This is a genomic window from Pseudomonas sp. GW823-FHT02C02 (assembly GCF_058797635.1).
Window position 1 is genome coordinate 223,117 of record NZ_JBXAJV010000008.1, and the last position, 25,655, is coordinate 248,771.

General features: G+C 59.3%; 22 protein-coding genes. 9 read left to right on the top strand and 13 right to left on the bottom strand.

What is annotated here, in order from left to right; all coding sequences use genetic code 11:
• Positions 1-34: 34 nt before the first annotated feature.
• The 5 genes from AC1ROI_RS16800 to AC1ROI_RS16820 all read right to left on the bottom strand — a co-directional run bounded on the left by AC1ROI_RS16800 (position 35) and on the right by AC1ROI_RS16820 (position 8,403).
• Positions 35-718 carry a GntR family transcriptional regulator gene (locus AC1ROI_RS16800; RefSeq protein ID WP_102593913.1) on the bottom strand — a complete coding sequence of 228 codons (684 nt, stop codon included), beginning with the start codon at positions 716-718 and terminating at the stop codon, positions 35-37.
• A gap of 25 nt (positions 719-743) precedes the next feature.
• The gene (locus AC1ROI_RS16805) at positions 744-1,448 is read right to left on the bottom strand and encodes a FadR/GntR family transcriptional regulator (protein ID WP_010467500.1); all 705 of its coding nucleotides are present in this window, start codon (positions 1,446-1,448) and stop codon (positions 744-746) included.
• A gap of 67 nt (positions 1,449-1,515) precedes the next feature.
• The gene (locus tag AC1ROI_RS16810) at positions 1,516-2,829 is read right to left on the bottom strand and encodes a C4-dicarboxylate transporter DctA (protein WP_010467502.1); all 1,314 of its coding nucleotides are present in this window, start codon (positions 2,827-2,829) and stop codon (positions 1,516-1,518) included.
• Positions 2,830-3,083: 254 nt separating this feature from the next.
• Positions 3,084-4,337: a serine hydroxymethyltransferase gene (gene glyA / locus AC1ROI_RS16815; RefSeq protein ID WP_102593912.1), complete on the bottom strand. Its 1,254-nt coding sequence runs from the start codon at positions 4,335-4,337 to the stop codon at positions 3,084-3,086.
• A gap of 217 nt (positions 4,338-4,554) precedes the next feature.
• Positions 4,555-8,403, bottom strand: coding sequence for a sensor domain-containing protein (locus tag AC1ROI_RS16820; protein ID WP_102593911.1), 3,849 nt, complete (start codon positions 8,401-8,403; stop codon positions 4,555-4,557).
• Between the two features lie 286 nt (positions 8,404-8,689).
• On the opposite strand from AC1ROI_RS16820, the gene ettA reads away from it, so the two are divergent.
• On the top strand, positions 8,690-10,354 hold the full coding sequence (gene ettA, locus AC1ROI_RS16825; RefSeq protein ID WP_077749399.1) for an energy-dependent translational throttle protein EttA: 1,665 nt from the start codon (positions 8,690-8,692) through the stop codon (positions 10,352-10,354).
• Between the two features lie 167 nt (positions 10,355-10,521).
• On the opposite strand, the gene AC1ROI_RS16830 is transcribed toward ettA, so the two are convergent.
• The 4 genes from AC1ROI_RS16830 to AC1ROI_RS16845 form a co-directional block, all read right to left on the bottom strand.
• Complete coding sequence (locus AC1ROI_RS16830; RefSeq protein ID WP_077749398.1) at positions 10,522-11,016, bottom strand: GreA/GreB family elongation factor; 495 nt, start codon at positions 11,014-11,016, stop codon at positions 10,522-10,524.
• A 70-nt stretch (positions 11,017-11,086) separates the two neighbouring features.
• Positions 11,087-11,443 carry a hypothetical protein gene (locus AC1ROI_RS16835; protein WP_010467512.1) on the bottom strand — a complete coding sequence of 119 codons (357 nt, stop codon included), beginning with the start codon at positions 11,441-11,443 and terminating at the stop codon, positions 11,087-11,089.
• A gap of 215 nt (positions 11,444-11,658) precedes the next feature.
• Entirely contained in the window at positions 11,659-13,512 is a 1,854-nt protein-coding gene (locus AC1ROI_RS16840) for an Lnb N-terminal periplasmic domain-containing protein (RefSeq protein ID WP_010467514.1), read from the bottom strand.
• 93 nt (positions 13,513-13,605) lie between these two features.
• Positions 13,606-14,094: a DUF3015 domain-containing protein gene (locus AC1ROI_RS16845; RefSeq protein WP_102593910.1), complete on the bottom strand. Its 489-nt coding sequence runs from the start codon at positions 14,092-14,094 to the stop codon at positions 13,606-13,608.
• 276 nt (positions 14,095-14,370) lie between these two features.
• On the opposite strand from AC1ROI_RS16845, the gene AC1ROI_RS16850 reads away from it, so the two are divergent.
• Positions 14,371-16,809, top strand: coding sequence for a Lon protease family protein (locus AC1ROI_RS16850; RefSeq protein WP_010467518.1), 2,439 nt, complete (start codon positions 14,371-14,373; stop codon positions 16,807-16,809).
• Between the two features lie 317 nt (positions 16,810-17,126).
• On the top strand, positions 17,127-17,447 hold the full coding sequence (locus AC1ROI_RS16855) for a PA4575 family protein (protein ID WP_010467520.1): 321 nt from the start codon (positions 17,127-17,129) through the stop codon (positions 17,445-17,447).
• 24 nt (positions 17,448-17,471) lie between these two features.
• On the opposite strand, the gene AC1ROI_RS16860 is transcribed toward AC1ROI_RS16855, so the two are convergent.
• Complete coding sequence (locus AC1ROI_RS16860) at positions 17,472-19,301, bottom strand: hypothetical protein (protein ID WP_102593909.1); 1,830 nt, start codon at positions 19,299-19,301, stop codon at positions 17,472-17,474.
• Positions 19,302-19,472: 171 nt separating this feature from the next.
• On the opposite strand from AC1ROI_RS16860, the gene AC1ROI_RS16865 reads away from it, so the two are divergent.
• The 3 genes from AC1ROI_RS16865 (at position 19,473) to bamJ (ending at position 21,220) form a co-directional block, all read left to right on the top strand.
• Positions 19,473-19,961, top strand: coding sequence for a TIGR00645 family protein (locus tag AC1ROI_RS16865; protein WP_007943976.1), 489 nt, complete (start codon positions 19,473-19,475; stop codon positions 19,959-19,961).
• Between the two features lie 209 nt (positions 19,962-20,170).
• The gene (locus AC1ROI_RS16870; protein WP_102593908.1) at positions 20,171-20,476 is read left to right on the top strand and encodes a DUF6482 family protein; all 306 of its coding nucleotides are present in this window, start codon (positions 20,171-20,173) and stop codon (positions 20,474-20,476) included.
• Between the two features lie 126 nt (positions 20,477-20,602).
• The gene (gene bamJ / locus AC1ROI_RS16875) at positions 20,603-21,220 is read left to right on the top strand and encodes a BamJ family beta-barrel-assembly machinery protein (protein ID WP_010467525.1); all 618 of its coding nucleotides are present in this window, start codon (positions 20,603-20,605) and stop codon (positions 21,218-21,220) included.
• Positions 21,221-21,334: 114 nt separating this feature from the next.
• On the opposite strand, the gene AC1ROI_RS16880 is transcribed toward bamJ, so the two are convergent.
• The 3 genes from AC1ROI_RS16880 to AC1ROI_RS16890 all read right to left on the bottom strand — a co-directional run bounded on the left by AC1ROI_RS16880 (position 21,335) and on the right by AC1ROI_RS16890 (position 23,288).
• Positions 21,335-21,592: a PA4570 family protein gene (locus AC1ROI_RS16880; RefSeq protein WP_102593907.1), complete on the bottom strand. Its 258-nt coding sequence runs from the start codon at positions 21,590-21,592 to the stop codon at positions 21,335-21,337.
• A gap of 205 nt (positions 21,593-21,797) precedes the next feature.
• The gene (locus AC1ROI_RS16885) at positions 21,798-22,139 is read right to left on the bottom strand and encodes a zinc ribbon domain-containing protein YjdM (RefSeq protein WP_010467527.1); all 342 of its coding nucleotides are present in this window, start codon (positions 22,137-22,139) and stop codon (positions 21,798-21,800) included.
• 180 nt (positions 22,140-22,319) lie between these two features.
• On the bottom strand, positions 22,320-23,288 hold the full coding sequence (locus tag AC1ROI_RS16890) for a polyprenyl synthetase family protein (RefSeq protein ID WP_010467528.1): 969 nt from the start codon (positions 23,286-23,288) through the stop codon (positions 22,320-22,322).
• A gap of 240 nt (positions 23,289-23,528) precedes the next feature.
• Here AC1ROI_RS16890 and rplU point away from each other — a divergent pair, with 240 nt between their 5' ends.
• The 3 genes from rplU to cgtA all read left to right on the top strand — a co-directional run bounded on the left by rplU (position 23,529) and on the right by cgtA (position 25,570).
• Positions 23,529-23,843 (top strand): 50S ribosomal protein L21, encoded by a 315-nt coding sequence (gene rplU / locus AC1ROI_RS16895; protein WP_003176051.1) that lies wholly within the window; start codon positions 23,529-23,531, stop codon positions 23,841-23,843.
• A gap of 34 nt (positions 23,844-23,877) precedes the next feature.
• Positions 23,878-24,153, top strand: a complete 276-nt coding sequence (gene rpmA, locus AC1ROI_RS16900) for a 50S ribosomal protein L27 (RefSeq protein ID WP_003215862.1) — start codon at positions 23,878-23,880, stop codon at positions 24,151-24,153.
• Positions 24,154-24,346: 193 nt separating this feature from the next.
• A complete protein-coding gene (gene cgtA / locus AC1ROI_RS16905) occupies positions 24,347-25,570 on the top strand; it encodes an Obg family GTPase CgtA (protein WP_102593906.1) in 1,224 nt (407 codons plus the stop codon).
• The last annotated feature ends 85 nt before the right edge of the window (positions 25,571-25,655 follow it).

A 25,655-nucleotide genomic window follows, 5' to 3' on the forward strand; every position in this document is an offset into this window, starting at 1 on the left:
CCTTGTAGGCGCGAGGCTTGCCCGTGAAGGCGATCTAACCGGCAACACGATTTTTGCCAGGGATGGGTACCGGATCTAGCAACATCTGTTCAAGAATATCGAGGTGGCGGTTTAGCAAAGCCTCGGCAGTCAACGCATCACCACGCTCCAGGGCATTGATAATGTCCTTATGCCACGCGCAAGGGGCCTCCATCTGCGCATCAAACTGCGCAATCGCCAATGAAGTCAGCGGCACCAGGCTGCCAAGAAAATGCGCCAATGGTGCATTTCCCGCCATTTCCGCCAACAGCAAATGAAACTCCCCAGACAACCGGATCGCCGGGCCGCGCTCTGTGCAGTGGCGTTCGCGTTCAAGCAGGGCATGCAGGCGGCTCAAGGGTTGCGCACGAGGTTGTCGGCAGGCCAGCCGCACCAAGGTGGTCTCGGTCAGTCGTCGGGCATGCAGCGTCTGCCGAGTCTGTTCTGCATCGAGCGTGGCAACGCGGGGCCGATGGTTCGCCCGAAGGACGATGATTTGCTGATGAGACAGACGCGTCAGCACGCCACGAATGTCACTGCGTCGAACGCTGAACATCCGCGCCAGGCTTTCTTCGGTAAAGCGGCTGGACGCATTGAGGCGCTGTTCGAGAATGGCGTCGAAGATCCGCGAATAGAGATCTTCCGCCCGCGGTGGAAGGGGCAGGGCAGTGAGTGTTTGCGGTGAAGCGAAGCTGTTCATGGCCTGTCTCCGGTTCGAAGAAGTTTTAACTGCCGAAGTTGTCGTCTGGAATATTCAGTTCAATGCCCATCCGCTGGCCTTCCCGAAGGATGTGCCGACGCATCTCGGCACTGGCCTGGGCGCTGTTTTTGCTGCGAATCGCGCGCACCACGGCTTCGTTCTCCTCAAGGCGCTCAGCCAGATGCTCGGGGGAGTTGCGCAGCACCTCGGCGCTTTGCTTGAGGGCATTGCTGGTCTGCTGCACCACGCTCTGGAAAATCGGGTTCGAGGTCAGCGTGAACAGTTCTTCGTGGAACGCGATGTAGGCGTTCACCCCGGCCTCGCTGTCGTTGGCCTCCAGCGCTTCGCGCATGTCCATCAAGGTCAGGCGCAGTTGCCCGACCTCCTTGCTGCTGATCGACTGCGCGACCAGGCCGACGATGAACGGCTCGAGGGTGTAGCGCAGTTGCAAGACATCTTCCAGGCTGGCGCCGGCGACCGCGCTGTCGTGGCTTTGGCTGTCGCTGAGATGGGCGTCCAGCACCACCACGCCTTTGCCGGGCATCGAGCGCACCAGGCCAAGGGTTTCCAGCACGATCACCGCTTCACGCAGGCTCGGGCGGCTGATGCCCAGTTGTTCGGCCAGCTCACGCTGCCCAGGCAGCATTTCGCCGGAGCGCCACTGACCACGGGCCAAAGCGGCCCGGAGTTTTTCTACGACTGAGTTCACAACGGTCGACGAGGTAATCACTGTTCGCTCCATGAGCATCCAAAACGGTTGTTGACCGTGCCTGCCCGAAGACAGGCACGGCGTTTATTCAGAATTCCTGCTGATGTGCCGGGGCGACGGGTTTTCTCGGCTGGAAGGTATACCCCACCTGGCCGGAAAGCACTTTGTTCGCCCGTTGAATATCGATGTCCTTCTCCCAGCGAGCGATGGCCACGGTGGCGACGCAGTTGCCGATCAGGTTGGTCAGCGCCCGGCCGATGCCCATGAACCAGTCCACCGCCAGCACCAATACCAGGCCGACCACCGGAATTGCCGGGATCGCCGTGAGTGTCGCTGCCAGAATCACCAGCGCCGAACCGGGAATCCCGTGGGCCCCTTTTGAGGTAATCAGCGAGACCAGCAGAATCGTCAGCAAGTCGGTCATGGCCAGCGGCGTGCCGGTGGCGTTGGCGATGAAGACGATGGCAAGGGTCAGGTAGATCGAGAACCCGTCGAGGTTGAACGAGTAACCCGTCGGAATCACCAACCCCACCGTCGAACTGCCGATGCCCAGGTGCTCAAGCTTGCGCATGATTTGTGGCAGCACGGCGTCGGACGAAGCAGTGCCCATGACGATCAGCAGTTCTTCGCGCAGGTACTTGAGCAACGGCCACATCTTCAGGCCCGAAAGGCGCATCACCAGGCCGAGAATCAATGTCACAAACGCCACGCAGGTCAGGTAAAACAGGCCGACCAGGCTGCCCAGGTGTTGCAGGGAATCCAGGCCATATTTGCTGGTGGTAAAGGCGATGGCGCCGAACACGCCGATCGGCGCCAGGCGCACGATCATGCCCATGATGCGGAAGATCACGTGGCTCAGCTCATTGATTAGCCGGGAAATACCCGACGCTGCTTCGCCCACCAGGTTCAGCGCACTGCCGAACAGCACTGAAAACAGCAGGACTTGCAGGATGTTGTTCTCCGCGAAGGCGCCGATGACCGAGGTGGGGATCAGGTTCATCAAGAACTGGGAGGTGGTTTGCATGTGCTGGCCGCGCTGGGCGATGTCGCCCATGTCGGCAGCGGAAAGCTGATCCAGATGAATGTTCGCGCCGCTGCCGATGCCGGTGGTGAATGCGAACACCAGACCAATCACCAGGGCGATGGTGGTCAGGATTTCGAAGTAGATTACCGATTTCAGGCCGATGCGCCCGACCTTCTTCAAGTCGCCGGCACCGCTGATACCGCTGACCACTACGCAGAACACAATCAGGCCGATGAGCATCTTGATCAGTTTGATGAAGCCATCGCCGAGCGGTTTGAGCTGGGCGGAGTATTCAGGAAGGGTCAGCCCGCAGACGATGCCGAGCACCAGTCCGAGAACCACTTGGAGGAAGATTGAACGCGAGCACCATCTGAGCATGGGAGGAATCCTGGTCGGTGTCCTGGCTGCCGTGCGCTTGAGTGGGCGCATCAGATTCAGGACTTAATTATTGTGGTCTTACCGGTATGTCCAGTGCAGGCGCAGTCTAGGCGCTGTTTTTGGGTGATCGCAAGCGGAAATTGCATAATTGGCATGACCGGTCTGACCAGTGGTGCCAGCTCCTACAAATCCAGGGCGAAAAAAAACCGGCCATCACGTGGCCGGTTTTTTATGGCTGCGGTTTAGCGCCGCAATTAAGCGCCGTACACCGGCAGCTTCTTGCAGATGGCCTTGACCTTCTCACGAACGGCATCGATCACCGCTTCGTTGTTCAGGTCAGCCAGGATGTCGCAGATCCAGCCGGCCAGTTCCTTGCACTCTGCTTCCTTGAAGCCGCGAGTGGTCACAGCCGGAGTACCGAAGCGCAGGCCGGAGGTGACGAACGGGGAGCGTGGGTCGTTTGGCACGGAGTTCTTGTTCACGGTGATGAACGCTTTGCCCAGAGCGGCGTCGGCGTCTTTACCGGAGATTTCCTGCTTGATCAGCGACAGCAGGAACAGGTGGTTCTTGGTCCCGCCGGAAACCACATCGAAACCACGTTCGATGAACACTTCGGCCATGGCCTGGGCGTTTTTCACCACTTGTTGCTGGTAGGTCTTGAACTCAGGCTGCAGCGCTTCTTTGAAGCAGATCGCTTTGGCGGCGATCACGTGCTCCAGTGGGCCACCCTGGGCGCCCGGGAATACCGCGGAGTTCAGCTTCTTCTCGATGTCGGCGTTGGCGCGAGCCAGGATCAGGCCGCCACGTGGACCGCGCAGGGTCTTGTGCGTGGTGGTGGTCACGACGTCAGCGAACGGAACCGGGTTCGGGTAGACGCCAGCGGCGACCAGACCGGCCACGTGGGCCATGTCGACGAACAGGTAGGCACCGACTTTGTCAGCGATTTCGCGGAAACGCGGGAAGTCGAGGATCTGCGAGTAGGCAGAGAAACCGGCCACGATCATTTTTGGCTTGTGCTCAACCGCCAGACGCTCGACTTCGTCGTAGTCGATCAGGCCGTTGGCGTCGATGCCGTATTGAACGGCGTTGTACAGCTTGCCGGAGGAGGAAACGCTGGCGCCGTGGGTCAGGTGACCGCCGTGGGCCAGGCTCATGCCCAGGATGGTGTCGCCCGCTTGCAGCAGTGCCAGGTACACGGCGCTGTTGGCTTGGGAACCGGCGTGTGGCTGAACGTTGGCGTAATCGGCGCCGAACAGTTCTTTGGCGCGGTCGATGGCCAGTTGCTCAACCACGTCGACGAACTCGCAACCACCGTAGTAGCGCTTGCCCGGGTAGCCTTCGGCGTACTTGTTGGTCAGTACCGAGCCTTGAGCTTCCATCACCGCTGGGCTGGTGTAGTTTTCCGAAGCGATCAGCTCGATGTGTTCTTCCTGGCGCTGAGCTTCTTGCTCCATGGCGGCAAAAAGATCGGCGTCGTACTTGGCAATAGTCAAATCACGGCTGAACATGGCGGTCCTCAAGGATCGGGGCAGAAAAGGGGGGCATTCTAACTCAACCGCTTTTAGATGGCATATGAAAGGACATCATGTCGCAGACGAAAGGAATTCAGCTTCTGGCTGTAAGCCTCAAGCGGCAAGTCAAAAGCGGACCGGCCACTGCTTGAAGCTTGCCACTTGAAGCTTCCAGCTTTCTTCATGTTTGATTGATTGGAGCTGTTGGCTCCAATCAATCAAACATGAAGAGCGCATCATTGCTGAACTGCGCCTCAAACCGGCTCGCCGGCATCGGCCGGCCGAACAGATACCCCTGAACCTCATCGCAACCATGCTCACGCAGGAAATCGAGCTGCTCGTGGGTTTCCACACCTTCGGCGATCACCGCCAGATTCAGGCTGTGGGCCATCGCAATGATCGCCCGGGCAATCTGCGCATCCTGCTCACCCGACGGCAGGCCATCTACGAAGGTGCGGTCGATTTTCAGCACGTCGATCGGGAATTGCTTGAGGTAGTTGAGCGAGGAATACCCGGTGCCGAAGTCATCGACCGCAATACTCAGGCCGAGGTTTTTCAATCCGGCGAGGATCTGCATCGCTTCGCTGACTTCGCGCATCAGGATACTCTCGGTCAGCTCCAGCTCCAGGCACGCCGGCGGCAGGCCGGTCTCCTTTAGGATGGTGGCAATCCGCGTCCCGAGTTGGCCGTCGGAGAATTGCCGGGCCGAAATGTTCACCGACACCTTCGGCACCCGCACCTTGGCCTGATGCCAGGTCTTGAGCTGACGGCAGGCTTCGCTGATCACCCAGTCACCGACATCCACCACTAGCCCGAGCTCTTCGAGCACCGGAATGAAATCCCCCGGCGGCACCAGGCCGCGACGTGGATGACGCCAGCGCAGCAGCGCTTCGGCGCCGGTCAGGCGTTTGCCGTCGCCGCTGAACTGCGGCTGGTAGTACAGAACGAATTCGTCTTGTTCCAGGGCATGGCGCAAGTCGCTTTCCAGCTCCAGGCGCTCCAGGGCGCTGGCGTTCATGTCCGCCTGATAGAACTGGAAGTTGTTCTTGCCGCGCTCTTTGGCGTGGTACATCGCGGTGTCGGCGTTTTTCATCAGCTGACTGAGTTCGTTGCCATCCTGCGGGCTCAGCGCGATGCCGATACTGGCGGTGACGAAGAACTCGCGGCCTTCCAGCACGAACGGTTTCACCAGGCTGGCGAGGATCTGCTCGGCGACATGGATCGCCCGGTTCAAGGCGACCTCACGGTTGGCCCGCGGTTGGAGCAGCAAGGTGAATTCATCGCCGCCCATGCGCGCCACGGTGTCGTCATCATCGACGCAACCGAGCAGGCGCGTGGCCATTTCCTTGAGCATGCGGTCGCCGGCGGCGTGGCCGAGGGAGTCGTTGATCGGCTTGAAACGGTCGAGGTCGAGGAACATCAGCACGACCCAGGACTTCTGCCGCTCGGCCGATTGCAGCGCGGTGTGCAGGCGGTCCTGGAACAGCGTGCGGTTGGGCAGGTGAGTCAGGGCGTCGTAGTAGGCGAGGCGGTGAATCCGCTGTTCGCTGGCCTTGCGCTCGCTGATGTCGCTGAAGAAGCACACGTAACTGGCCAGGTCACCTTCATCGTCGAGCACCGCCGTGATGCCGACCCAGGCCGGGTAATGCTCGCCGTTGCGCCGCTTGAGCCAGACTTCGCCTTCCCAGGTGCTGTTCTGATGCAGTTGTTTGAGCACATAACGCAGATGGGCTTCCTGCTGCTCGTCGACGGTCAGCATGTTTGGCAGCTGGTCCAGCACCTGCTCCACGGCATAACCGCTGACGCGACTGAACGCTTCGTTGGCCTGGACGATGTAGCCGGCCGGGTCGGTGATCAGGATCGCCGACGTCGAATGTTCGAAAACCGTGGCCGCCATGCGCAGGTCTTTTTCGGCCCTGCGTTGCTGGCTGATGTCGCGCCCGACGCCGAGCACGCCTTCGAAGGCCCCGTGTTCGTCCCAGACCAGCACCAGCCGTAGCTCGATCGGGATCTTGCGCCCGTCGGCCCGCAGGCAATCGAACAGGAACAGTTGGGTCTGCACCTGAGTGCGCAGCAGCGCCAGTTGCTCGGGTTTATCCAGCGCTTTGCTGACCCGATCCATCAGGCCGTAAATGCCGGTCAGTTGCTGCGGGTTGGCGATGGTCGATTGCCAGCCGTTCTGGAAGATCCACTCGGCGTCGTAGCCCAGCACGGCATGCACCGACGGGCTGACGTAATTGAGTGCCATTTTGCTGTCGGTGGAGAAAATCACGTCGCTGATGCTTTCGGCGAGCATCCGGTAGCGCTGCTCGCTGTCACGCAGGGATTCACTGGCTTCGATCTGTTCGGTGATGTCCTTGGCCACGCCGATGATCCGCGTGACTTGATCGTGTTTGTCCCGCGCCAGTGCCTGTTCGCGAATGTCGAAACGCCGCCACTTGCCGTCGCGATGACGGAACCGCAACTGGCACTGCAGCAATTGGGTGTAACCCCCGTGGCGCTGGGCCTGGCGCGAGCGGTGGTAGTCATCGGCATCTTCGGGGTGCAGGAGGATTTCCCAGAAGTACTCGCCCATCTGGTGCAACTCGGTACGGTTGTAACCGAGGGTCTGGCCCAGGTGGTGGTTACTGAAAATCATCCGCTGGCTGATCACGTCCTGCACGTACAGGTGGTCCGGCACAGTGCGCACCACATCGGACCAGAACCCTTCGCGTTCCAGCAGCGACAGTTCGATGAGTTTACGGCTGGTAATGTCGGTGATACTCAGGATCACCGCTTTATAGTCGGCGTAATCTTCCGGCAGGCGCAGCACCAGCCACAGGTGCTGGTCGCGGCCATTGAGGTCCTGGAGTTTGATTTCCAGCTCGAGCTGTCTCTGCTGGTTGAACACCGTTTCGATCACTTGGTGGCCGATGGCGGTGCCGTCCAGCGGGCAACCGTCAATCAACAGTTTCCAGGCCTGAGTGCAGGAGTTGACGTTGAGCAGTTGCAGGGCGACCTGGTTGACCTCGGTGATGCGCAGTTCCTGGAGCAGTTGCTGGCGTTGCTCCGGTCTGTCGAGCCACGCCTTGAGTTGCTCGCTGCTGTGCAGTTGGGCTTTGTCGAAGAAGGTCTTGAGCCCGGAGACGTCCAGTACGCACAGGGCAACGCCCGTGCCTTCGAAAATATCGTGATAGCGGCGGCGGCCTTCATGCAACTGGCGCTGACGGCGGCGAATGTTCAGCAACACGATGAACGGCAGCAGGGAGAAGGCCAGGCCCAGCAGGCATTTGCCGATGAATGCCGGCAACAGTTGTTCGAGCACTTGCTGGCGATCGAACAGTCCGCGCAGTTGCCAGTCGCTGCTGCTCAGGGGCACTGTCAGCACACTTTTGGCCAGATCGTCGGGGGATAACGCGCTCGGTTTGACCGAAGGCGACGCTTCATCGCGGCTGATGATCTGGTGATTGACCCGGTTTTCCACCAGCCACAGCGGGCGGATGCCGGCTTCGTTTTGTTTGGTCAGTGACGAGAAAAACGTCGGTGTCAGGCGCAGGGCCCAGTAGCCACGACTGCTGCCGCTGGCTTGATGCAGCAGCAGATGCACCACTGAACCGTCGTCGGCATTGCTGAAATAGTGGGCTTGGGCGCGGCTGCGCCGGACCAGTTCACCCAGGTAATCGGCATCCTGGGCGTCGGCGGCGCTGTCACTGAGGACTTTGCCGGAAGGACTGAGTAGCGCCAGGCTGCGCAGGTCAGGCAGCGATTGTTGCAGTTTGCGCAGTAGCGCCTGCTGTTCGTCGGCACTTTGCGGTTGTTCGACGATCGGTAGCAGGTTCAGTGCAATCTGGGCGTTGAGCGCCATGTTCAGGCTGACTTGCGCGGCCAGATCGGCGGTGTAGTCGATGGTGTATTGCCGCTGGTGCTTCTGTGTTTCGCGCAGCTGATCCAGCAGCTGCCAGAACAGCAAGGCGAGCAACAACAGCACGAGTATCGCCAGCGCACCCTTCAAGGATCCGCGCAGGGGCGCGCCGGGCGCAGGATGAGGTGCGCTCACGGACGAAGGCGGAGAGACATTGGACAAACTGTAATCCTGCGGTTTGGCTGGACTGGCGCGACGTGCACTATAAGCCGGACGCCCGGAGGGCGGCTAGCATGCCTTGTGTTGTGGCGAAGTGCCAGCCCCTCCCGGCTGGACTGCCATCTGTCATTCAGGTAGCTTTGCCGGTTACGCGGGAGCGTTCCAGCTCCTAGACTCAGACTTTTTCAGCGCTCATGTATTGATACATTATCAATCTGACGACGCGCACAGTCTGGCCAGGCATCGCCTGCGCTCCAATCATTCATCTGTCACTGACCCAAGGTTCTCCATGGCTCAATACGTCTTCACCATGCATCGGCTGGGCAAAGTTGTTCCGCCGAAGCGGGAAATCCTGAAAAATATTTCGCTGTCCTTCTTCCCCGGCGCCAAGATCGGCGTGCTCGGCCTCAACGGTTCGGGTAAGTCCACGCTGTTGAAAATCATGGCGGGCGTCGACACCGAGTTCGAGGGCGAAGCGCGTCCGATGCCGGACCTGAACATCGGCTACCTGCCACAAGAGCCGATCCTGGACCCGACCAAGACCGTGCGTGAAGTAGTCGAGGAAGCGGTCAGCGTGATCAAGAACGCCCAGGCTCGCCTGGACGAGGTCTACGCCGCTTACGCTGATGAAGATGCCGACTTCGACAAACTGGCCGCCGAACAGGCCAAGCTCGAAGCCATCCTGCAAGCCAGCGACGGTCACAACCTGGATCGCCAGCTGGAAGTCGCCGCCGATGCGCTGCGTCTGCCGGCCTGGGATGCCAAGATCGAATTCCTCTCCGGTGGTGAGAAGCGTCGCGTGGCCCTGTGCCGCCTGCTGCTGTCTGCTCCGGACATGCTGCTGCTCGACGAACCGACCAACCACCTGGACGCCGATTCCGTCGCCTGGCTGGAGCACTTCCTGCACGACTTCCCGGGCACCGTAGTCGCGATCACGCACGACCGGTACTTCCTGGACAACGTCGCCGGCTGGATCCTCGAGCTCGACCGCGGCGCCGGTATCCCTTACGAGGGCAACTATTCGGGTTGGCTGGAAGCCAAGTCCGACCGTCTGGCTGCCGAATCCAAGCAGCAGTCGGCTCACGAAAAAGCCATGAAGGAAGAACTGGAGTGGGTGCGCAAAGGCGCCAAGGCCCGCCAGTCCAAATCCAAGGCTCGTCTGCAACGCTTCGAAGAAATGCAGTCGCAGGAATTCCAGAAGCGCAGCGAAACCAACGAGATCTACATCCCGGCCGGTCCACGCCTGGGTGACAAGGTCATCGAGTTCAAGAACGTTTCCAAGGGTTACGGCGATCGCGTGTTGATCGACAACCTGTCGTTCTCCATGCCAAAAGGCGCCATCGTTGGCGTGATCGGCGGTAACGGTGCCGGTAAGTCGACCCTGTTCCGCATGCTGATGGGCAAGGAAACGCCGGATTCGGGCAGCATCGAAGTCGGCGAAACCGTGCAACTGGCGTGCGTCGATCAGAGCCGCGAAGACCTGGACGGCAGCAAGACGGTGTTCCAGCAAATCTCCGACGGTTCCGATCAGATCCGCATCGGCAACTACGAGATCCCGTCGCGTACCTACGTCGGTCGCTTCAACTTCAAGGGCGGCGACCAGCAGAAGTTCGTCAAGGACCTGTCCGGTGGTGAGCGCGGTCGCTTGCACCTGGCCCTGACCTTGAAAGAGGGCGGCAACGTCCTGCTGCTCGACGAACCGTCCAACGACCTCGACGTTGAAACCCTGCGTTCCCTGGAAGAAGCCCTGCTGGACTTCCCGGGCGCCGCCATTGTGATCTCTCACGATCGGTGGTTCCTGGACCGCGTCGCGACGCACATCCTGGCTTACGAAGACGACTCGCAAGCGGTGTTCTTCGAAGGTAACTACACCGAGTACGAAGCCGATCGCAAGAAACGCCTCGGCGAAGCGGCTTCCCAGCCGCATCGTGTACGGCACAAGAAACTGGCCTGATATCGGGCGGGTCGCATGAAAAAACGGAGCCTTCGGGGCTCCGTTTTTTTATGGGTTTCAGTGACACCGCGGCGCGGCCATCGCCAGCAGGCTGGCTCCCACAGGGGATATGTGAGCGGCACAAATCCACTGTGGCAGCCAGCCTGCTAGCGATGACGGCCTGACGATCACTCGATCTCTATGCTCAACACCTCAATCATCAAATCCCCCACCGGCCGCTTCCACACCACTTCATCCCCGACCTGCGCGCCCAACAACGCCCGCCCCAGCGGCGAGCCCCAGTTGATCAGCCCACTCGCCGCATCCGCCTGATCCTCACCCACCAACTGCACACGCTGTTCGTGGCCCTGTTCATCGGCAAACGTTACCCACGCGCCAATCTGGACTTTATCGGTCGAGGAGGCCGGTACGACTAACTGAGCGCTTTGCAGGCGTTGATTGAAATATCGCCAGTCACGTTCCAGATCGGCCTGGCGCTGTTTGTCCGCGAGTTCGCCTTTCGCACTCTGTCCATTGAGCAGGTTTTGCACTTCGGCGACTTTCGCCTGAAGCTGCGCCAGCCCCGCGGGCGTGACGTAATTGGGCTGTGTGCTGACCTGCCGTTCGACCGGCTGATCGGCTTGCGCGGCGGCGTTATCTTCATTGACGAAAGCGCGACTCATGGTTTTCTCCCGTTATAGGGTTTGGGCCATGGTTGCAGGCTTTTAGTTTCGATGGATGTCTGTCCGCGACTCATTGCGAGCGATAGGCACGGGCGGCGTCCTGGTCCTTTTGTTGCTGCCAGGCTTTGTCGCGGTCGTCCCAGTGGTGGCTGCGATAGTCCTCGCGATCCTCGCTTTCGCGCATGGCCTGGCACTGGCGAAAACCGTCGCTCCAGCCTTCGGCGTACTGCTTGTCCTTGAGATAACGCGGGACGTTCTTGCGAAATTCCCCGGTGATTGCCCCGGCAGCTTGCCGGCCACTGCTGCAACCGTCATCGAAACCATCGGCGAACGCCGGTGGATAACCCTTGGCGATCAAATCCTCGTGGGTCGTCTGGCAACCCGCGATCAACATCAACAATCCCAGCACACCTGCGCAACGCCACATCTCCGACTCCCGGGCCGTTGGACGGCCAATGGGTGAATTCTAGGAGTGGATTCGTGAGGCAGTTGTGAAAGGCGTGTGATTAATCTGTTGGCCACCACACATCCGCTGTGGGATCGAGCCTGCTCGCGATGGCGGTGTGTCAGTCAACACTGATGTCGACTGATACACCGCCATCGCGAGCAGGCTCGCTCCCACAGGGACGGTGGGGTGTCACGTCAATAGTGATACCACTTCACCTCAAGCATCACTTCGTTCTCGGGCGAGGCGAGGTGGCTGAATTCGCGCTGGGCACTCAGGCGCAGGCCCAGGTTACGCGACAGTTCCCACTGCTGGTTGAGGCTCACACTGCGGCGCACCTCGCCGTTGGTGAAGAAATCGCCCTTGGTTTCCAGGCTGAAGTTGCCCAGTGGGTTTTTCCACAGCAGACCGCTATTGAAACCTGCCGCCGGTGCGATAAAGCCCGCGAAGTCGTTGTTGTGTTCGACACGCACGGTGCCCAGTGCAAAGCCGAGCATGTCTTCACCCAACTGCCAGGTGCCGCCGCCACCGCCGTTGACGTGGCTGACCAGCGTTTCATCGTCATGCTTGCCTGGCACGCGTTCCAGGCCGCCCGTGACTTGCCACGATAATGGCTTCAACAACTCATTGCGCGGCGTCAGGGAGCGAATGGTCGCCAGGTCCAGTTGCTGGAACTGCCAGTCATTGCCTTCGTACTGGCGCAGTTTCATCTGCAGGATTTCGATCTGCGCACCGAGCGGGAAGCTCTCGGCGTTATCGTTGAGGTCGTGATACGCCATGCGCAGGCCATATTCGCCAAAGGCCTTGTCGCCCCGGGTGCCGATGCCGGCCTGCCAGGTGCGGGATTCATGACCGTCCTCGGGCAGGCCGGGCCTCGGGATGTCCAGCTCAGGGGCGGGGTTCTGGTTGATCGCCCGCAGCAGTTCGAAACTGCGTTGCGCCCTCTCAGGGTCGCGCTCCTGACCGTTGGCGCGATAGCGTTCGAGGCGGTAAGACGCATCGATGATCAGCGCCTGGCGGTCGCGCGGTTGAGCCTTGAACGCCGGTGTCTGCAATTGCTTTTGGTCGGCGCTGACTTTCAGCACCCACTCCTGTTCTTCGTCAGTCAACGGCTCGGCGCGGCTCAGCAGTTCCCGTTCACGGGACGGACGATACTGAATGGATTCCACCAGCCCGGCTTCTTTCACCGCTTTGACGGTATCGGTCGGAATGGCCGTCAGTGGAAACTGTTCGGTCAGGCGCAGGCTTGGCCGCGCCACCTGCAGCAGCTCAAGCAGGCGATAGGAGCAGTTTTCGTCGAAAAAGAAATAGTCGAACTGGATCTGCTTCAACTCCCAGACGTGCTCGACCATGCGCTCGGTTTCTGCCTGCGTCAGGTTCAGCCGGTACTCCCACAGGTCCCGGTTTTCGAGGCTGCGGTATTCCGAGAGTTTCTCCTGATACGGCACCAGCGCGAACAGCCCCGGGTAGCCGCCCATCAAGCCTTTCCAGGCGTAGAGGATGCTGTTGTCCGAACCTTCGATGTAGGCGCCGAAGTTGATCGCGTAACTGAGCAGCGCGGTGTGATCACTCTGCACATCGGCCTGGTCGATGCGCAGCAAGGTATGGCCGAACATCGATGACGGACTGTTCAGGTAAGCCGCCGGGAAAATCATCACCGCGCTATGGGGCGAGACATCCTTGAACCATTGCTTGAACTCAGTGCAATCGAGCGCCGGCAAATCAGTCAGGTTGAGCTGCGCTTTCAACCAGCGGGTGCGCGCCGGGTACACACATTGGGCATGTTGTTCGCCCGCACTGGCCGGGGCGTACAGCGCCTGCACGGTGGCCGCCAGTTCGCGGTCGGGGTGTTCGTTACCGTCGGGTGCGAGAAAGAACTTTTTGTCGCTGACATAGCTGCGCCAGCCGCCCAGCTTGGCGGTTTCGTAATGGCCCAGGGAAATCCAGAAAGGGTCGTTGGCCAGTTGCTGCAAACGTTGATTGTCGACATGTGGCGCGGCGGACAGCGGGGCGCAGACACAGAGCGCCAGCCAGGCAAGGCGTTTGAGCATAGTGAGCAACTTAAGTCGAAAAAAAATAAAGACCCAAGGGGGACAGGTCCAAAAAATAAAACCCGCCCCCCGAAAGGAGCGGGTGGGTCGAGCTTAAGCTTGAGTAGCGTACTTGGCCAGACGCGGATCGTTCTTCAGAACGGCCAGGGTGTTGGTATGCACGTCGTCAGCGGTCACGTCAGCCTTGCTGAAGATCTGCTGGAAGTGCTGGTGAGTCACAGCGGCGAAGTGCGCACGGTCTGCCGGCGCCACGCCCAGTACCACGGCATAGGTCGTCAGCGCTTCGCCGTTACCTTTGGCCATGTCTTCGGACAGCTCGTTCATCATGCCATTCATGGCAAACCAGGATTTGCCGCCATAAGTCAGCGACGCATTAGTCGAGCAACCGTTGGTACCAGAAGTCATACCGAACGTTGCGTTACCGGAAGTGCCGTTGGTGGTGGATGCCAGGAAGTGAGCCGGGGTGCCACGCTGACCTTCGAACAGCATGTTGCCCCAACCGCAATCCGGGCCGCCTGGCGCTTGGGCCATGGCGTTGATGGATACAGCGGTGAAGAGAGTACCGAGAAGAATCCGTTTCATAGCTTTGTTCTCTTTATGTGCATACCAATGGACAAGGGGTCTGGCCCAATCCGGCGCCAGTGGGCCAGTTATTAATCCAGCCGCGCAGTTTGGAGTTTAGGCACGTTCCTGGGGTTCCGTGATTTTTTGCAAAACATTCGTTGAAATCATTGATTTGTCCCCGGCCGGCCTGGAGATGACGGTTTGTCTATGCTTTGGCTGGAGGCGCGCCTTGCAAGTGAGGTATGGGCAGCGCCAGAATGCCGCTATCTGCCCCGCCTGATGTAAGGAAGCCCGATGCCTGATCCTGTTGCTGCCAGCTTGCGTCTAGCGCCTGAAGCGCTGACCCGTCCGTTTTCCGCTGAACAGTTCAGCTTCTCTACCACCAATGATCTGGAGCCCTTTCGCGGTGTGCTTGGCCAGGAACGTGCGGTCGAAGCCTTGCAGTTCGGCGTGGCCATGCCACGCCCCGGTTACAACGTATTTGTCATGGGTGAGCCCGGCACCGGCCGGTTTTCGTTCGTCAAACGCTATCTGAAAGCCGAAGGCAAGCGCCTGCAGACCCCGGCCGACTGGGTCTACGTCAATAATTTCGATGAGCCTCGCGAGCCTCGTGCACTGGAATTGCCATCGGGCACTGCTGGCGCCTTCATCGGTGACATCAACGGCTTGATCGACAACCTGCTGGCGACTTTTCCGGCAGTGTTCGAGCACCCGTCCTACCAGCAGAAAAAAAGCGCCATCGACCGCGCCTTCAACCAGCGCTACGACAAGGCACTGGACGTGATCGAGCGCCTGGCGCTGGAGAAGGAGGTCGCGCTTTACCGCGACGCCAGCAACATCGCGTTCACGCCCATGAGCGAAGGCAAGGCCCTGGACGAAGCGGAATTCGCCCAGTTGCCGGAAGCCGATCGCGAGCGTTTCCACGACGATATTTCCGGTCTGGAGGAGCGACTGAACGAAGAGCTCGCCAGCCTGCCGCAATGGAAGCGCGAGTCGAGCAATCAGCTGCGCCACCTCAACGAAGAAACCATCACGTTGGCCTTGCAGCCGTTGCTGTCGCCGTTGTCGGAGAAATACGCCGAGAACGCCGCCGTTTGCGGTTACCTGCAAGCCATGCAGGTCTACCTGCTCAAGACCGTGGTCGAGCAACTGGTGGACGACAGCAAGACCGACGCCGTCGCCCGCAAATTGCTGGAAGAGCAATACGCCCCGAGCCTGGTGGTCGGTCATTCGTCCAGCGGCGGTGCGCCGGTGGTCTTCGAGCCGCACCCGACTTACGAAAACCTGTTTGGCCGCATTGAATACAGCACCGATCAGGGCGCGATGTACACGACCTATCGGCAACTGCGGCCGGGCGCATTGCACCGGGCCAACGGCGGTTTCCTGATCCTTGAAGCGGAAAAAATGCTCAGCGAGCCGTTCGTGTGGGATGCGCTCAAGCGCGCTCTGCAATCGCGCAAGCTGAAAATGGAGTCGCCGCTCGGTGAGCTGGGCCGCCTGGCCACCGTGACCCTGACGCCGCAACACATCCCGTTGCAGGTCAAAGTCGTCATCATCGGTGCGCGTCAGCTGTATTACACGCTGCAAGACCTCGATCCGGACTTCCAGGAGATGTTCCGCGTCCTGGTGGATTTCGACGAAGACATCCCGATGGTCGACGAGAGCCTGGAGCAGTTCGCCCAGTTGCTCAAAACCCGCACCTCGGAAGAAGGCATGGCGCCGCTGACGGCCGATGCCGTGGCGCGCCTGGCGACTTACAGCGCGCGCCTGGCCGAACACCAGGGGCGTTTGTCGGCGCGCATCGGTGATCTGTTCCAACTGGTCAGCGAGGCGGACTTCATTCGTCACCTGGCGGGGGACGAGATGACCGATGCCGGGCATATCGAACGGGCGCTAAAGGCCAAGGCCACCCGTACCGGGCGGGTCTCTGCGCGGATTCTCGATGACATGCTCGCCGGGATCATCCTGATCGACACGGACGGCGCCGCCGTCGGCAAGTGCAACGGGCTGACCGTGCTGGAAGTCGGCGACTCGGCGTTCGGTGTGCCGGCGCGGATTTCCGCCACGGTCTACCCGGGCGGCAGCGGCATCGTCGACATCGAGCGCGAGGTCAACCTCGGCCAGCCGATCCACTCCAAGGGTGTGATGATCCTCACCGGGTATCTGGGCAGTCGTTACGCTCAGGAATTCCCGCTGGCGATTTCCGCGAGTATCGCGCTGGAGCAGTCCTACGGTTACGTCGATGGCGACAGTGCGTCGCTGGGCGAGGCGTGCACGCTGATTTCGGCCCTGTCGAAAACGCCGCTCAAGCAATGCTTTGCGATCACCGGTTCGATCAATCAGTTCGGTGAAGTGCAGGCGGTGGGCGGGGTCAACGAGAAGATCGAAGGCTTCTTCCGACTCTGCGAAGCCCGTGGGCTGACCGGGGAGCAGGGGGCGATCATTCCTCACGCCAACGTCGCCACGCTGATGCTCGACGAGAAGGTGCTCTCGGCGGTGCGTGCGGGGCAGTTCCATGTCTACGCCGTGCGCCAGGCTGACGAGGCGTTGAGCCTGTTGGTCGGAGAGCCGGCCGGTGCGCCGGATGCCGATGGCCAGTTCCCCGAAGGCAGCGTTAACGCACGGGTGGTGGAACGCTTGCGCGTGATCGCGGAAATGATCAGCGAAGAAGACCTCAAGGAAGCCGAGAAAGAAGCGGCGCTGGAAGCCCTGGTGGAGGCCAAACCGGCCTGACCGATCTGAGGATCACCCCGATCCACAGTGGGAGCGAGCCTGCTCGCGATGTGGCACTTTCATCCAACACATGTGTTGGCTGAAAGTTCGCTATCGCGGGCAGGATCAGTCCCACATTTGGGATGTGTCCACTTCAAGAAAGTGCCATCACTCTGACGTCAATATTCACACAATGACCATTCGGCGCCTTCTGGTCTGACTTGACGTGCTAGTCAGACTTTTCTTCTATTCTCAGCTCAAGGATATCGACAGTAATCACTGGATCGAGACAGCCTTCCCGTGGGGGCTGAACACCGGATCTACCGAGGGTCGCCGCCATGTCGCGCAACCTCTGCCTCACCCGTCAATGCCTGGGCCTTGTGACCCGTATCGAGTGTGCCATCCGTCCGTTGGCGGGGGATACGGGCATGTGGACCTTGCTCTTCGCCGCCGGAATGGCCGGCGAACAACCTTCCGCCATCAAGGCGCAGGGACCGTTTCATGGGCCTTTCGTGGCGGAGTCCATCCTCGACACGATTGTTGAAAGCCTGACGCTGCATGGCTACGAACTGGCCGATGACCCACAAATCTGGTGCCTGCACCTGCAAGCCCAGCTGCGGGAAATCAACGGGGGCCGTTGCCGCAACCTCAATGGCTGAGTTCGGCGCGGCCACTGAAACCGGTTATTGATCAAGGTGGCTCAAATCCGCCTTGGCCAGTTTGACCTCGAAACCATATTGCACCGTGGTGAGGTCGGTTCGCTGATAGGTTTCCAGACGTGTTGGCTGGCCATAGAAGTAATGCACGGCAAATAGCGCCGGGCCTTCTGCGCTCGCGTCGTGAGTGACCGAAAGGATTTCTTTCAGATAGTTTCCAGAGTCGTCCTTGGCGAAAAAACGCCACTCCTGGGCAGGAAACAGCTTCAAATCAACCACCAAGGCATTGCCTTTGAGTTCCAGGCCTTTGGGCAACGTATGGGCGTCGAGCGTTTGTTTGGCCACCGTCGCCAGAAACAGCGGCATGGAGCCCACTGCATAGGCCGGTGTTTCCGGAAACAGGTTCAAGTCATAGGTGATGGCGCCACGTAGCGGATCGACCTCGTAAGCCTCAAGCGGCAGCTCGATCGGCCCATCGCGCTTGCCACTGCCATCCTCCGTAAAGAACGTGACCGGGCTATCGCCAGCGCTGAACGATGTACCGAGCATCTCGTCATTGAAGCTTCTGGGGTGGTCGAATTCAATGCGTGCGGCGCTGGGGTCATCCACCGACTGACTGACGATGATGCCCTTCTTCAGCTGTTCCTCACTCAATGTCGCGCCCTTGAGCCAGGTCGGGGCCTGATCGTCATACACCACCACCGGTAGGGTCAGTGGCTGGATGGTTTTTGCCGTGGTGTGTGAGTCGAAGCGGCGCACCGGCAGGTTCAGGTCCTTGTGGGTCACCGTGGCGGCCGAAAAATCCAGAACGCTCACTTCAACGGTTTCGACCGGACCGTTGAAATACACTTTGGTGTAATGATTCTTCTGCTGCGCCTCGAAGGTGCGCTGTTCTTCGTCGATCTGCTTTTCGAAAGTCTCGCTCCAGGCTTTCTGCTGCTGAATTTTCGCCAGTTGTTTTTGATAGAAGGCAATTTGCGCAGCGGTTTCGTTGATCGAACCCGATCGCGAGAGGAATTGCCCGGTGATGTCCCTGGCCTGGACGATCAGCGGATTCAACGGTGTTTCGCTGACTTCAGGAGCCAGTGGTGCGCTGTTGTTGAATTCGATTTCGGCGTAGTTGTTGCCCAGTTTCAGCAAGGTGACGCTGAGGTTGTCGTTGGTGCGGGTCTGGCCAACGTCTTTTTTCGTCAGGTCGAAGGTGTAGAGCCGGCGCGGGGCGATGACCTCGACCTTGCCTTGCAGGCTCACCGGTTGGGGCTGGTTCTTGTTGTCCATGTCCAGACCGTCGATGAACGGATAGGTCACCGTCAGATCATCCGGGTTGGTCAGGTTGGAACTGGAGGGGCTCAGTTGAATGCCGGGATCGGTTTCCGACCATTCCGGCTGGAACGCGATGACGCGCTTGTTGCTCAAGGTCACCGATTGCCATTCCAGGCCATGGGGAAAGAGAAACGCTGCCGGAATGTTGAAGTTGAAAGGGAACACCGGTTGCAGGTCGGTCAGGTAGTCGGAACTGGAATCCTTGTGCAGCACGAACAGGCCGTTGATGTAGGTGTCGACCAAAGCCTGAGGCGTGGGGTAGTGCTTGAGCACGGCGAGAACGTCTTCGCCGTATTCGGTTTCCACGGGTTTGCTGTCGAGCTTGAGTTGCGCACGCTCGAGCAACAGCAGTGAACCGCCGAGTTCGGCAACGGCATCCCTGAGCTTTGGATCCTCAATCGCATCCAGAGACTTCTCGAACTGCGCGGTCTTTTCCTCGAGGCTAGTCTGGCGCTTCTCATCGCTGGGTGAGCAGCCGCCCAGCAGCAGAGCCAGGCAAATGCCGGCACTCGTTATTGGCAATCGCACATCCATTTCCAGTCTTCCTGTCCGATGTCGCTGAGCTGTCAATAGTCTGGACACTAGCAGAAAAACTTTGTGGCACACGCGCAGGTCGCGGATTTGCCGAAGGTTTCTGGCTGCTTCAGGGTATAGACAGGGGGCTGGTATACTTGCGGCCATTTTCAACATCACGTGTGAGATTCAATGGAACGCTTTATCGAAAATGCAATGTATGCCTCCCGCTGGCTGCTGGCACCGATCTACTTCGGTCTGTCCCTTGGGCTACTGGCGCTGGCGCTGAAATTCTTCCAGGAAGTTTTCCACGTCATTCCCAACGTATTCTCGATGGCCGAGTCGGACCTGATCCTGGTGCTGCTGTCGCTGATCGACATGGCACTGGTGGGTGGCTTGCTGGTGATGGTGATGATCTCCGGTTACGAGAACTTCGTTTCCCAGCTGGACATCGACGACAGCAAGGAAAAGCTCAACTGGCTGGGCACCATGGATTCGTCTTCGCTGAAGATGAAAGTGGCGGCCTCCATCGTGGCGATTTCGTCGATCCACCTGCTGCGGATCTTCATGGACGCCAAGAACGTCGATCCCGAGCATTTGAAGTGGTACGTGATTATTCACATGACGTTCGTCGTGTCGGCGTTTGCCATGGGTTATCTGGATAAGCTGACCAAGCACTGACGCTCACAAAGCCCTGTAGGAGCGAGGCTTGGCCGCGAAGGGGCTGTGTCAGTCGATACAGTTGTTGCCCGTCACACCGCCTTCGCGGGCAAGCCTCGCTCCTACAGTCAGGTGCAAACAGACGGGCGGTGTCGTTTGTGGCTTGTACTTTGAGGTGCCGAAGCCTATGCATGTATTGATATTGGCTTGACACCGTATGAGGTGCATTCATGAACCTTGTTGAATTACGTGCATATGCCATCGCAGGGAAAGTCGATGAGCTGAACCTGATTTCTATGGAAGGCGGGATCTACCTGCTGGAGGCGCGCATGCATGGGGCGGCGTATCCGTTAAGTGATGCCCGCGACCATATGCTCCACCTGCGTTCGGTGGAGCATGCGCGTCAAGTGCTGCACCGCTTCCCCACCTTGCCTTTCAACCTTGTGCACACGTCGGTCCATGATGAAATGTGCGGACTCGGTGCCAATGCAGAAGAGGGCCTGAAGGTGCCGATCGCCTTCAGTTCTCGCTGGTAGCAATGACCCCCTGATCAGCGCAACGGCATCTGTGCTAGTCTGCTGGCCCTTTTGGTTCCGGGCGCTCCGGGACGCGCTGTGCACGCACGGCAAGTTCCCGGGCCGTCCGCACAGCGGAGCAGTGTCATGTCCGAAGTAAATCTGTCCACCGACGAAACCCGCGTCAGCTACGGCATTGGCCGTCAGCTGGGCGACCAACTGCGCGACAACCCGCCACCGGGCGTTAACCTGGACGCGATCCTGGCTGGCCTGACCGACGCGTTCGCCGGTAAGCCTAGCCGTGTAGGTCAGGAAGAAATGTCCGCCAGCTTCAAGGTGATCCGCGAAATCATGCAGGCCGAAGCAGCTGCAAAAGCCGAAGCGGCCGCTGGCGAAGGCCTGGCTTTCCTGGCTGAAAACGCCAAGCGTGACGGCATCACCACCCTGGCCTCGGGCCTGCAATTCGAAGTGCTGACTCAAGGTGAAGGCGCCAAGCCAACCCGTGAAGATCAAGTGCGCACTCACTACCACGGCACCCTGATCGACGGCACTGTGTTCGACAGCTCCTACGATCGTGGCCAGCCTGCAGAATTCCCGGTTGGCGGCGTGATCGCTGGCTGGACCGAAGCCCTGCAACTGATGAATGCCGGTAGCAAATGGCGCCTGTACGTGCCGAGCGAACTGGCTTACGGCGCTCAAGGCGTTGGCAGCATTCCGCCGCATAGCGTTCTGGTATTCGACGTCGAACTGCTCGACGTTTTGTAAGCTCTTGATTCTGTAGGAGTGAAGCTTGCTCGCGAATGCATCACCTCGGTTTCAAGTCAGAACCGAGTTGTCAGGTTCGCGGGCAAGCCTCGCTCCTACGGGGTTTAGTGCTACTCATACTTCGATCTTGTGGTTCAGATCGCTCGTCGGGCGCAACGCCCGGGCGTAGCAGAACAGAAACAGATTGCGCACCAGTTCCTTGAGCACCACCGGCTCGCAGGAACTCAAGCCGTTGACGTCCAGATCACCCTGATCCTGCAGCTCGTTCAAGGCTTCTTCTTCAAGTACTGCACAGACTTCCCCGGTTTCCCGATACAGGATCCTGAGGTAGGGGTGTGGGCGGTCCAGCCAGGCATCGATCAAATAAGTCATGGGTCTCATCTCCATTGATGGGTTTCAATGAGAATAATTCTTATTCATCAAATGGCAAGGACCTATTGGCGGTTTGTGATTTTTTCCGGGTAAAGATTGCGTAAGGTCAAAACGGCTGGCGTTTGGCTATTGCGAGGATATGTGGGGAGAGGCGGGGCGGGTGAAGCACCATCCCACGCAGGGCGCGGGATGGAAGACAACAGAATCAGACTTTTCTGACGAACTCGGACTTGAGCTTCATCGGGCCGATGCCGTCGATCTTGCAGTCGATGTCGTGATCGCCATCGCACAGGCGGATGTTCTTGACCTTGGTGCCGACTTTGACCACCAGCGACGTGCCTTTGACCTTCAGGTCCTTGATCACGGTGATGGTGTCGCCGTCCTGCAGGACGTTGCCGACCGAATCTTTTTTCACGGTGTCATCGGACGCCGCTTCGGCTTCGCCGCTGGCGGACCATTCGTGGGCGCACTCGGGGCAGATCAGCTGAGCGCCGTCTTCGTAGGTGTATTCGGAATTGCATTTTGGGCAGGGTGGCAACGTGCTCACTAAAGCTCCTTGGATTCAGGATCGCTAAAAAGCGCACATTATATAGGGTTTTAGCTGGGAGGGGGGCGACGCCAAAAACTGTGGGAGCGAGCCTGCTCGCGAAAGCGGTGTGCCAGTCAGCATTCGACTGACAGATTGCTTTCGCGAGCAGGCTCGCTCCCACAGGGTATTACGGCGCAGTTAGTGCGTACGGGCGACCGCAAACTCACTGAGCTCAACCAATGCGTCGCGGTATTCGCTGGCGGGCAGCGCGTCGAGGCATTTGATTGCACGGGCTACGTAATCGCGGGCCAGTTGCGCGGTGTAATCCAGCGAACCGGACGCTTCCACGGCTTCACGGATGCTTTCCAGGTCTTCGATACCGCCTTTCTGGATCGCCTTGCGCACCAGTGCAGCCTGCTCCGGCGTGCCTTCGCGCATGGTGTAGATCAGCGGCAGGGTCGGCTTGCCTTCGGCCAGGTCGTCACCGACGTTCTTGCCCAGGGTTTCCGCGTCGCCACGGTAGTCCAGCAGGTCGTCGACGAGTTGGAAGGCCACGCCCAGATGATCGCCGAAGGTGCGCAGCGCTTCGCTCTGTTCCGGTGTGGCGCCGGCCAGGGCCGCGGCGCTGTGGGTCGAGGCTTCGAAGAGCATCGCGGTTTTGCCGCGGATGACTTCCATGTAGGTTTCTTCGGTGGTGCTGGCATCACGCACTTTGGACAGCTGCAACACTTCGCCTTCGGCGATGATGCGCGTGGCTTGCGAAAGGATCTTCATCACCGGCATGGAGCCCAGTTCGACCATCATTTCGAAGGAACGCGAATACAGGAAGTCGCCCACCAGCACGCTTGGCGCGTTGCCCCACATGGCGTTGGCGGTCGAGCGGCCACGGCGCATGCCGGACATGTCGACCACGTCGTCGTGCAGCAGCGTGGCGGTGTGCAGGAACTCGATGGTCGCGGCCAGCAGGCGCAGGTCATCGCCTTCGCGACCCAGAGCCTTGCCACACAGCAACACTAATAGGGGACGCAGGCGTTTACCGCCAGCCGAGGTAATGTAATCGCCGATTTTCGATACCAGCGGCACTCGGGAAGTCAGCTGCTTCTTGATGATGCCGTCGACGGCGCTAAAATCGTCCGCCACCGCGCGGTAGAAAGCTTGGGGTTGCATCAGCGACAGTTGCTCCAGAAGGGTTGCGCGGCATGCTAGGACCCACGTCGGCGGGTGTCAAGGCACGATGGACGGCCTCTTGCATCGCCCCGGCAGCTTGCGTACAATCGCGCACCCTGAACTTCCTGGGCAGCACCTGCCTTACGCAATTGCAAACAGGCCTTCCAGCCCAATGCAGCCATGCCAGCCAATACCTCTTCTTATAAAGAGCTGGGTGAGCAGGATTATCGGAGAAATACCATGTCGTACGCAGTAATTGTTACTGGTGGCAAGCAATACAAGGTCGCCCCAGGTGAATACCTGAAGATCGAAAAACTGGAAATCGCTACCGGCGAATCCGTTACTTTTGATCGCGTTCTGTTGGTCGCCAATGGCGATGACGTGAACATCGGCGCTCCAGTTGTTGCTGGCGCTACCGTTGTGGCTGAAGTGATCTCCCAAGGTCGTCACGATAAAGTCCGCATCATCAAGTTCCGTCGTCGTAAGCACCACATGAAGCGTATGGGCCACCGCCAGTGGTACACCGAGATCAAAATCACCGGTATTCAGGCTTAATTTCAGCCTAATTCCTCACTAGGAGAATTGACTCATGGCACACAAAAAAGCTGGTGGTAGTACCCGTAACGGTCGCGACTCAGAAGCCAAACGCCTTGGCGTGAAGATGTATGGCGGCCAGGTTATCATTCCGGGCAACATCATCGTGCGTCAGCGCGGCACCCAATTCCACGCCGGTTACGGTGTTGGCATGGGTAAAGATCACACTCTGTTCGCTAAAATCGACGGCGTGATCAAGTTCGAAGTAAAAGGCGCTTTCAACCGCCGTTACGTGAGCATTGTCCCGAAGACTGAAGTCGTCGCGGCATAATTGCGTAGTTGCTGGAAAAGCCCTGTCTCGCGACGGGGCTTTTTCGTTTGTGGGGTGAGTCTCTTGCAAAGCTGTTTGTGATGGGCTCCAGCGCTGGATTTGCGGTCGTTGATTGAGGTCGCTGCGCTCATTTTTGCAAGAGTCTTATGTCTAGATTTTTTCGGCTCGTCCGTATGACGAGAGGCGTTTTGTTATGAAGTTTGTTGACGAAGTATCGATTCGAGTAAAGGCCGGTGACGGCGGCAACGGTTGCATGAGCTTCCGTCGCGAGAAATTCATTGAAAACGGCGGCCCGAACGGCGGTGATGGTGGTGATGGCGGCTCGGTCTACATGATCGCCGACGAAAACCTCAATACCCTGGTGGACTACCGTTACACCCGGCACTTCGATGCCGAGCGCGGTTCCAACGGCGGCAGCACCGACTGCACCGGCAAGAAAGGTGAAGAGTTGGTGCTGCGTGTTCCGGTTGGCACCACCGTCATCGACTCAGCCACTCAGGAAGTGATCGGCGACCTGACCAAGGCTGGCCAGAAACTGCTGGTGGCTCATGGCGGCTGGCACGGTCTGGGTAACACCCGTTTCAAATCCAGTACCAACCGTGCTCCGCGCCAGACCACTCCGGGTAAACCGGGCGAGGCGCGTGATCTCAAGCTGGAAATGAAAGTATTGGCTGACGTCGGTCTGTTGGGTTTGCCGAACGCCGGTAAAAGTACCTTCATTCGCTCCGTATCGGCCGCCAAGCCGAAAGTCGCCGACTACCCGTTCACCACGCTGGTGCCGAACCTGGGTGTGGTCAGCGTCGATCGCTGGAAGAGCTTCGTGGTCGCGGACATTCCGGGCCTGATCGAAGGTGCTTCCGATGGCGCTGGCCTGGGGATTCGCTTCCTCAAGCACTTGTCGCGTACCCGTTTGCTGTTGCACCTCGTGGACATGGCGCCGCTGGATGACGCCAGCGCTCCGGATGCTGCTGAAGTGATCGTCAGCGAGCTGACCAAGTTCAGTCCGTCCCTGGCTGAGCGTGATCGCTGGTTGGTGCTGAACAAGTGCGACCAGATCCTTGAAGAAGAGCATGACGCTCGCGTCAAGGAAATCGTTGATCGCCTGGAATGGGCCGGTCCGGTCTATGTGATCTCCGCCATCTCCAAGCTGGGCACCGAGCGTCTGTGCCACGACATCATGCGTTACATGGAAGATCGTGCTGACCGTCTGGCTAACGACCCGGTTTACAAGGAAGAGCTGGCCGAGCTCGATCAGCGCATCGAAGACGAAGCCCGTGCCCAGTTGCAAGCGCTGGATGACCAGCGTGCCCTGCGTCGCAGCGGCGTGAAGTCGGTCCATGACATCGGCGACGATGACTGGGACGAAGAAGATGTGGATGACGAAGACGGTCCGGAAATCATTTACGTGCGTGACTGATTCGTTGCAGTAAACTTAAGCGCCGCTCAATCGAGCGGCGTTTTAGTATCTGGAAATCGGTAGTCACGAATAACGTTACGGGCGG

Excerpts from the sequence above, each read along its gene's own strand:
- AC1ROI_RS16840 (WP_010467514.1), bottom strand. The coding sequence starts at position 13,512 with ATGCTCAAACGCCTTGCCTGGCTGGCGCTCTGTGTCTGCGCCCCGCTG.
- AC1ROI_RS16830 (WP_077749398.1), bottom strand. The coding sequence starts at position 11,016 with ATGAGTCGCGCTTTCGTCAATGAAGATAACGCCGCCGCGCAAGCCGAT.
- AC1ROI_RS16850 (WP_010467518.1), top strand. The coding sequence starts at position 14,371 with ATGCCTGATCCTGTTGCTGCCAGCTTGCGTCTAGCGCCTGAAGCGCTG.
- AC1ROI_RS16800 (WP_102593913.1), bottom strand. The coding sequence starts at position 718 with ATGAACAGCTTCGCTTCACCGCAAACACTCACTGCCCTGCCCCTTCCA.
- rpmA (WP_003215862.1), top strand. The coding sequence starts at position 23,878 with ATGGCACACAAAAAAGCTGGTGGTAGTACCCGTAACGGTCGCGACTCA.
- AC1ROI_RS16810 (WP_010467502.1), bottom strand. The coding sequence starts at position 2,829 with ATGCTCAGATGGTGCTCGCGTTCAATCTTCCTCCAAGTGGTTCTCGGA.
- cgtA (WP_102593906.1), top strand. The coding sequence starts at position 24,347 with ATGAAGTTTGTTGACGAAGTATCGATTCGAGTAAAGGCCGGTGACGGC.
- glyA (WP_102593912.1), bottom strand. The coding sequence starts at position 4,337 with ATGTTCAGCCGTGATTTGACTATTGCCAAGTACGACGCCGATCTTTTT.
- AC1ROI_RS16890 (WP_010467528.1), bottom strand. The coding sequence starts at position 23,288 with ATGCAACCCCAAGCTTTCTACCGCGCGGTGGCGGACGATTTTAGCGCC.
- AC1ROI_RS16880 (WP_102593907.1), bottom strand. The coding sequence starts at position 21,592 with ATGACTTATTTGATCGATGCCTGGCTGGACCGCCCACACCCCTACCTC.
- AC1ROI_RS16835 (WP_010467512.1), bottom strand. The coding sequence starts at position 11,443 with ATGTGGCGTTGCGCAGGTGTGCTGGGATTGTTGATGTTGATCGCGGGT.
- AC1ROI_RS16845 (WP_102593910.1), bottom strand. The coding sequence starts at position 14,094 with ATGAAACGGATTCTTCTCGGTACTCTCTTCACCGCTGTATCCATCAAC.
- rplU (WP_003176051.1), top strand. The coding sequence starts at position 23,529 with ATGTCGTACGCAGTAATTGTTACTGGTGGCAAGCAATACAAGGTCGCC.
- AC1ROI_RS16860 (WP_102593909.1), bottom strand. The coding sequence starts at position 19,301 with ATGGATGTGCGATTGCCAATAACGAGTGCCGGCATTTGCCTGGCTCTG.
- AC1ROI_RS16865 (WP_007943976.1), top strand. The coding sequence starts at position 19,473 with ATGGAACGCTTTATCGAAAATGCAATGTATGCCTCCCGCTGGCTGCTG.
- ettA (WP_077749399.1), top strand. The coding sequence starts at position 8,690 with ATGGCTCAATACGTCTTCACCATGCATCGGCTGGGCAAAGTTGTTCCG.
- AC1ROI_RS16870 (WP_102593908.1), top strand. The coding sequence starts at position 20,171 with ATGAACCTTGTTGAATTACGTGCATATGCCATCGCAGGGAAAGTCGAT.
- bamJ (WP_010467525.1), top strand. The coding sequence starts at position 20,603 with ATGTCCGAAGTAAATCTGTCCACCGACGAAACCCGCGTCAGCTACGGC.
- AC1ROI_RS16855 (WP_010467520.1), top strand. The coding sequence starts at position 17,127 with ATGTCGCGCAACCTCTGCCTCACCCGTCAATGCCTGGGCCTTGTGACC.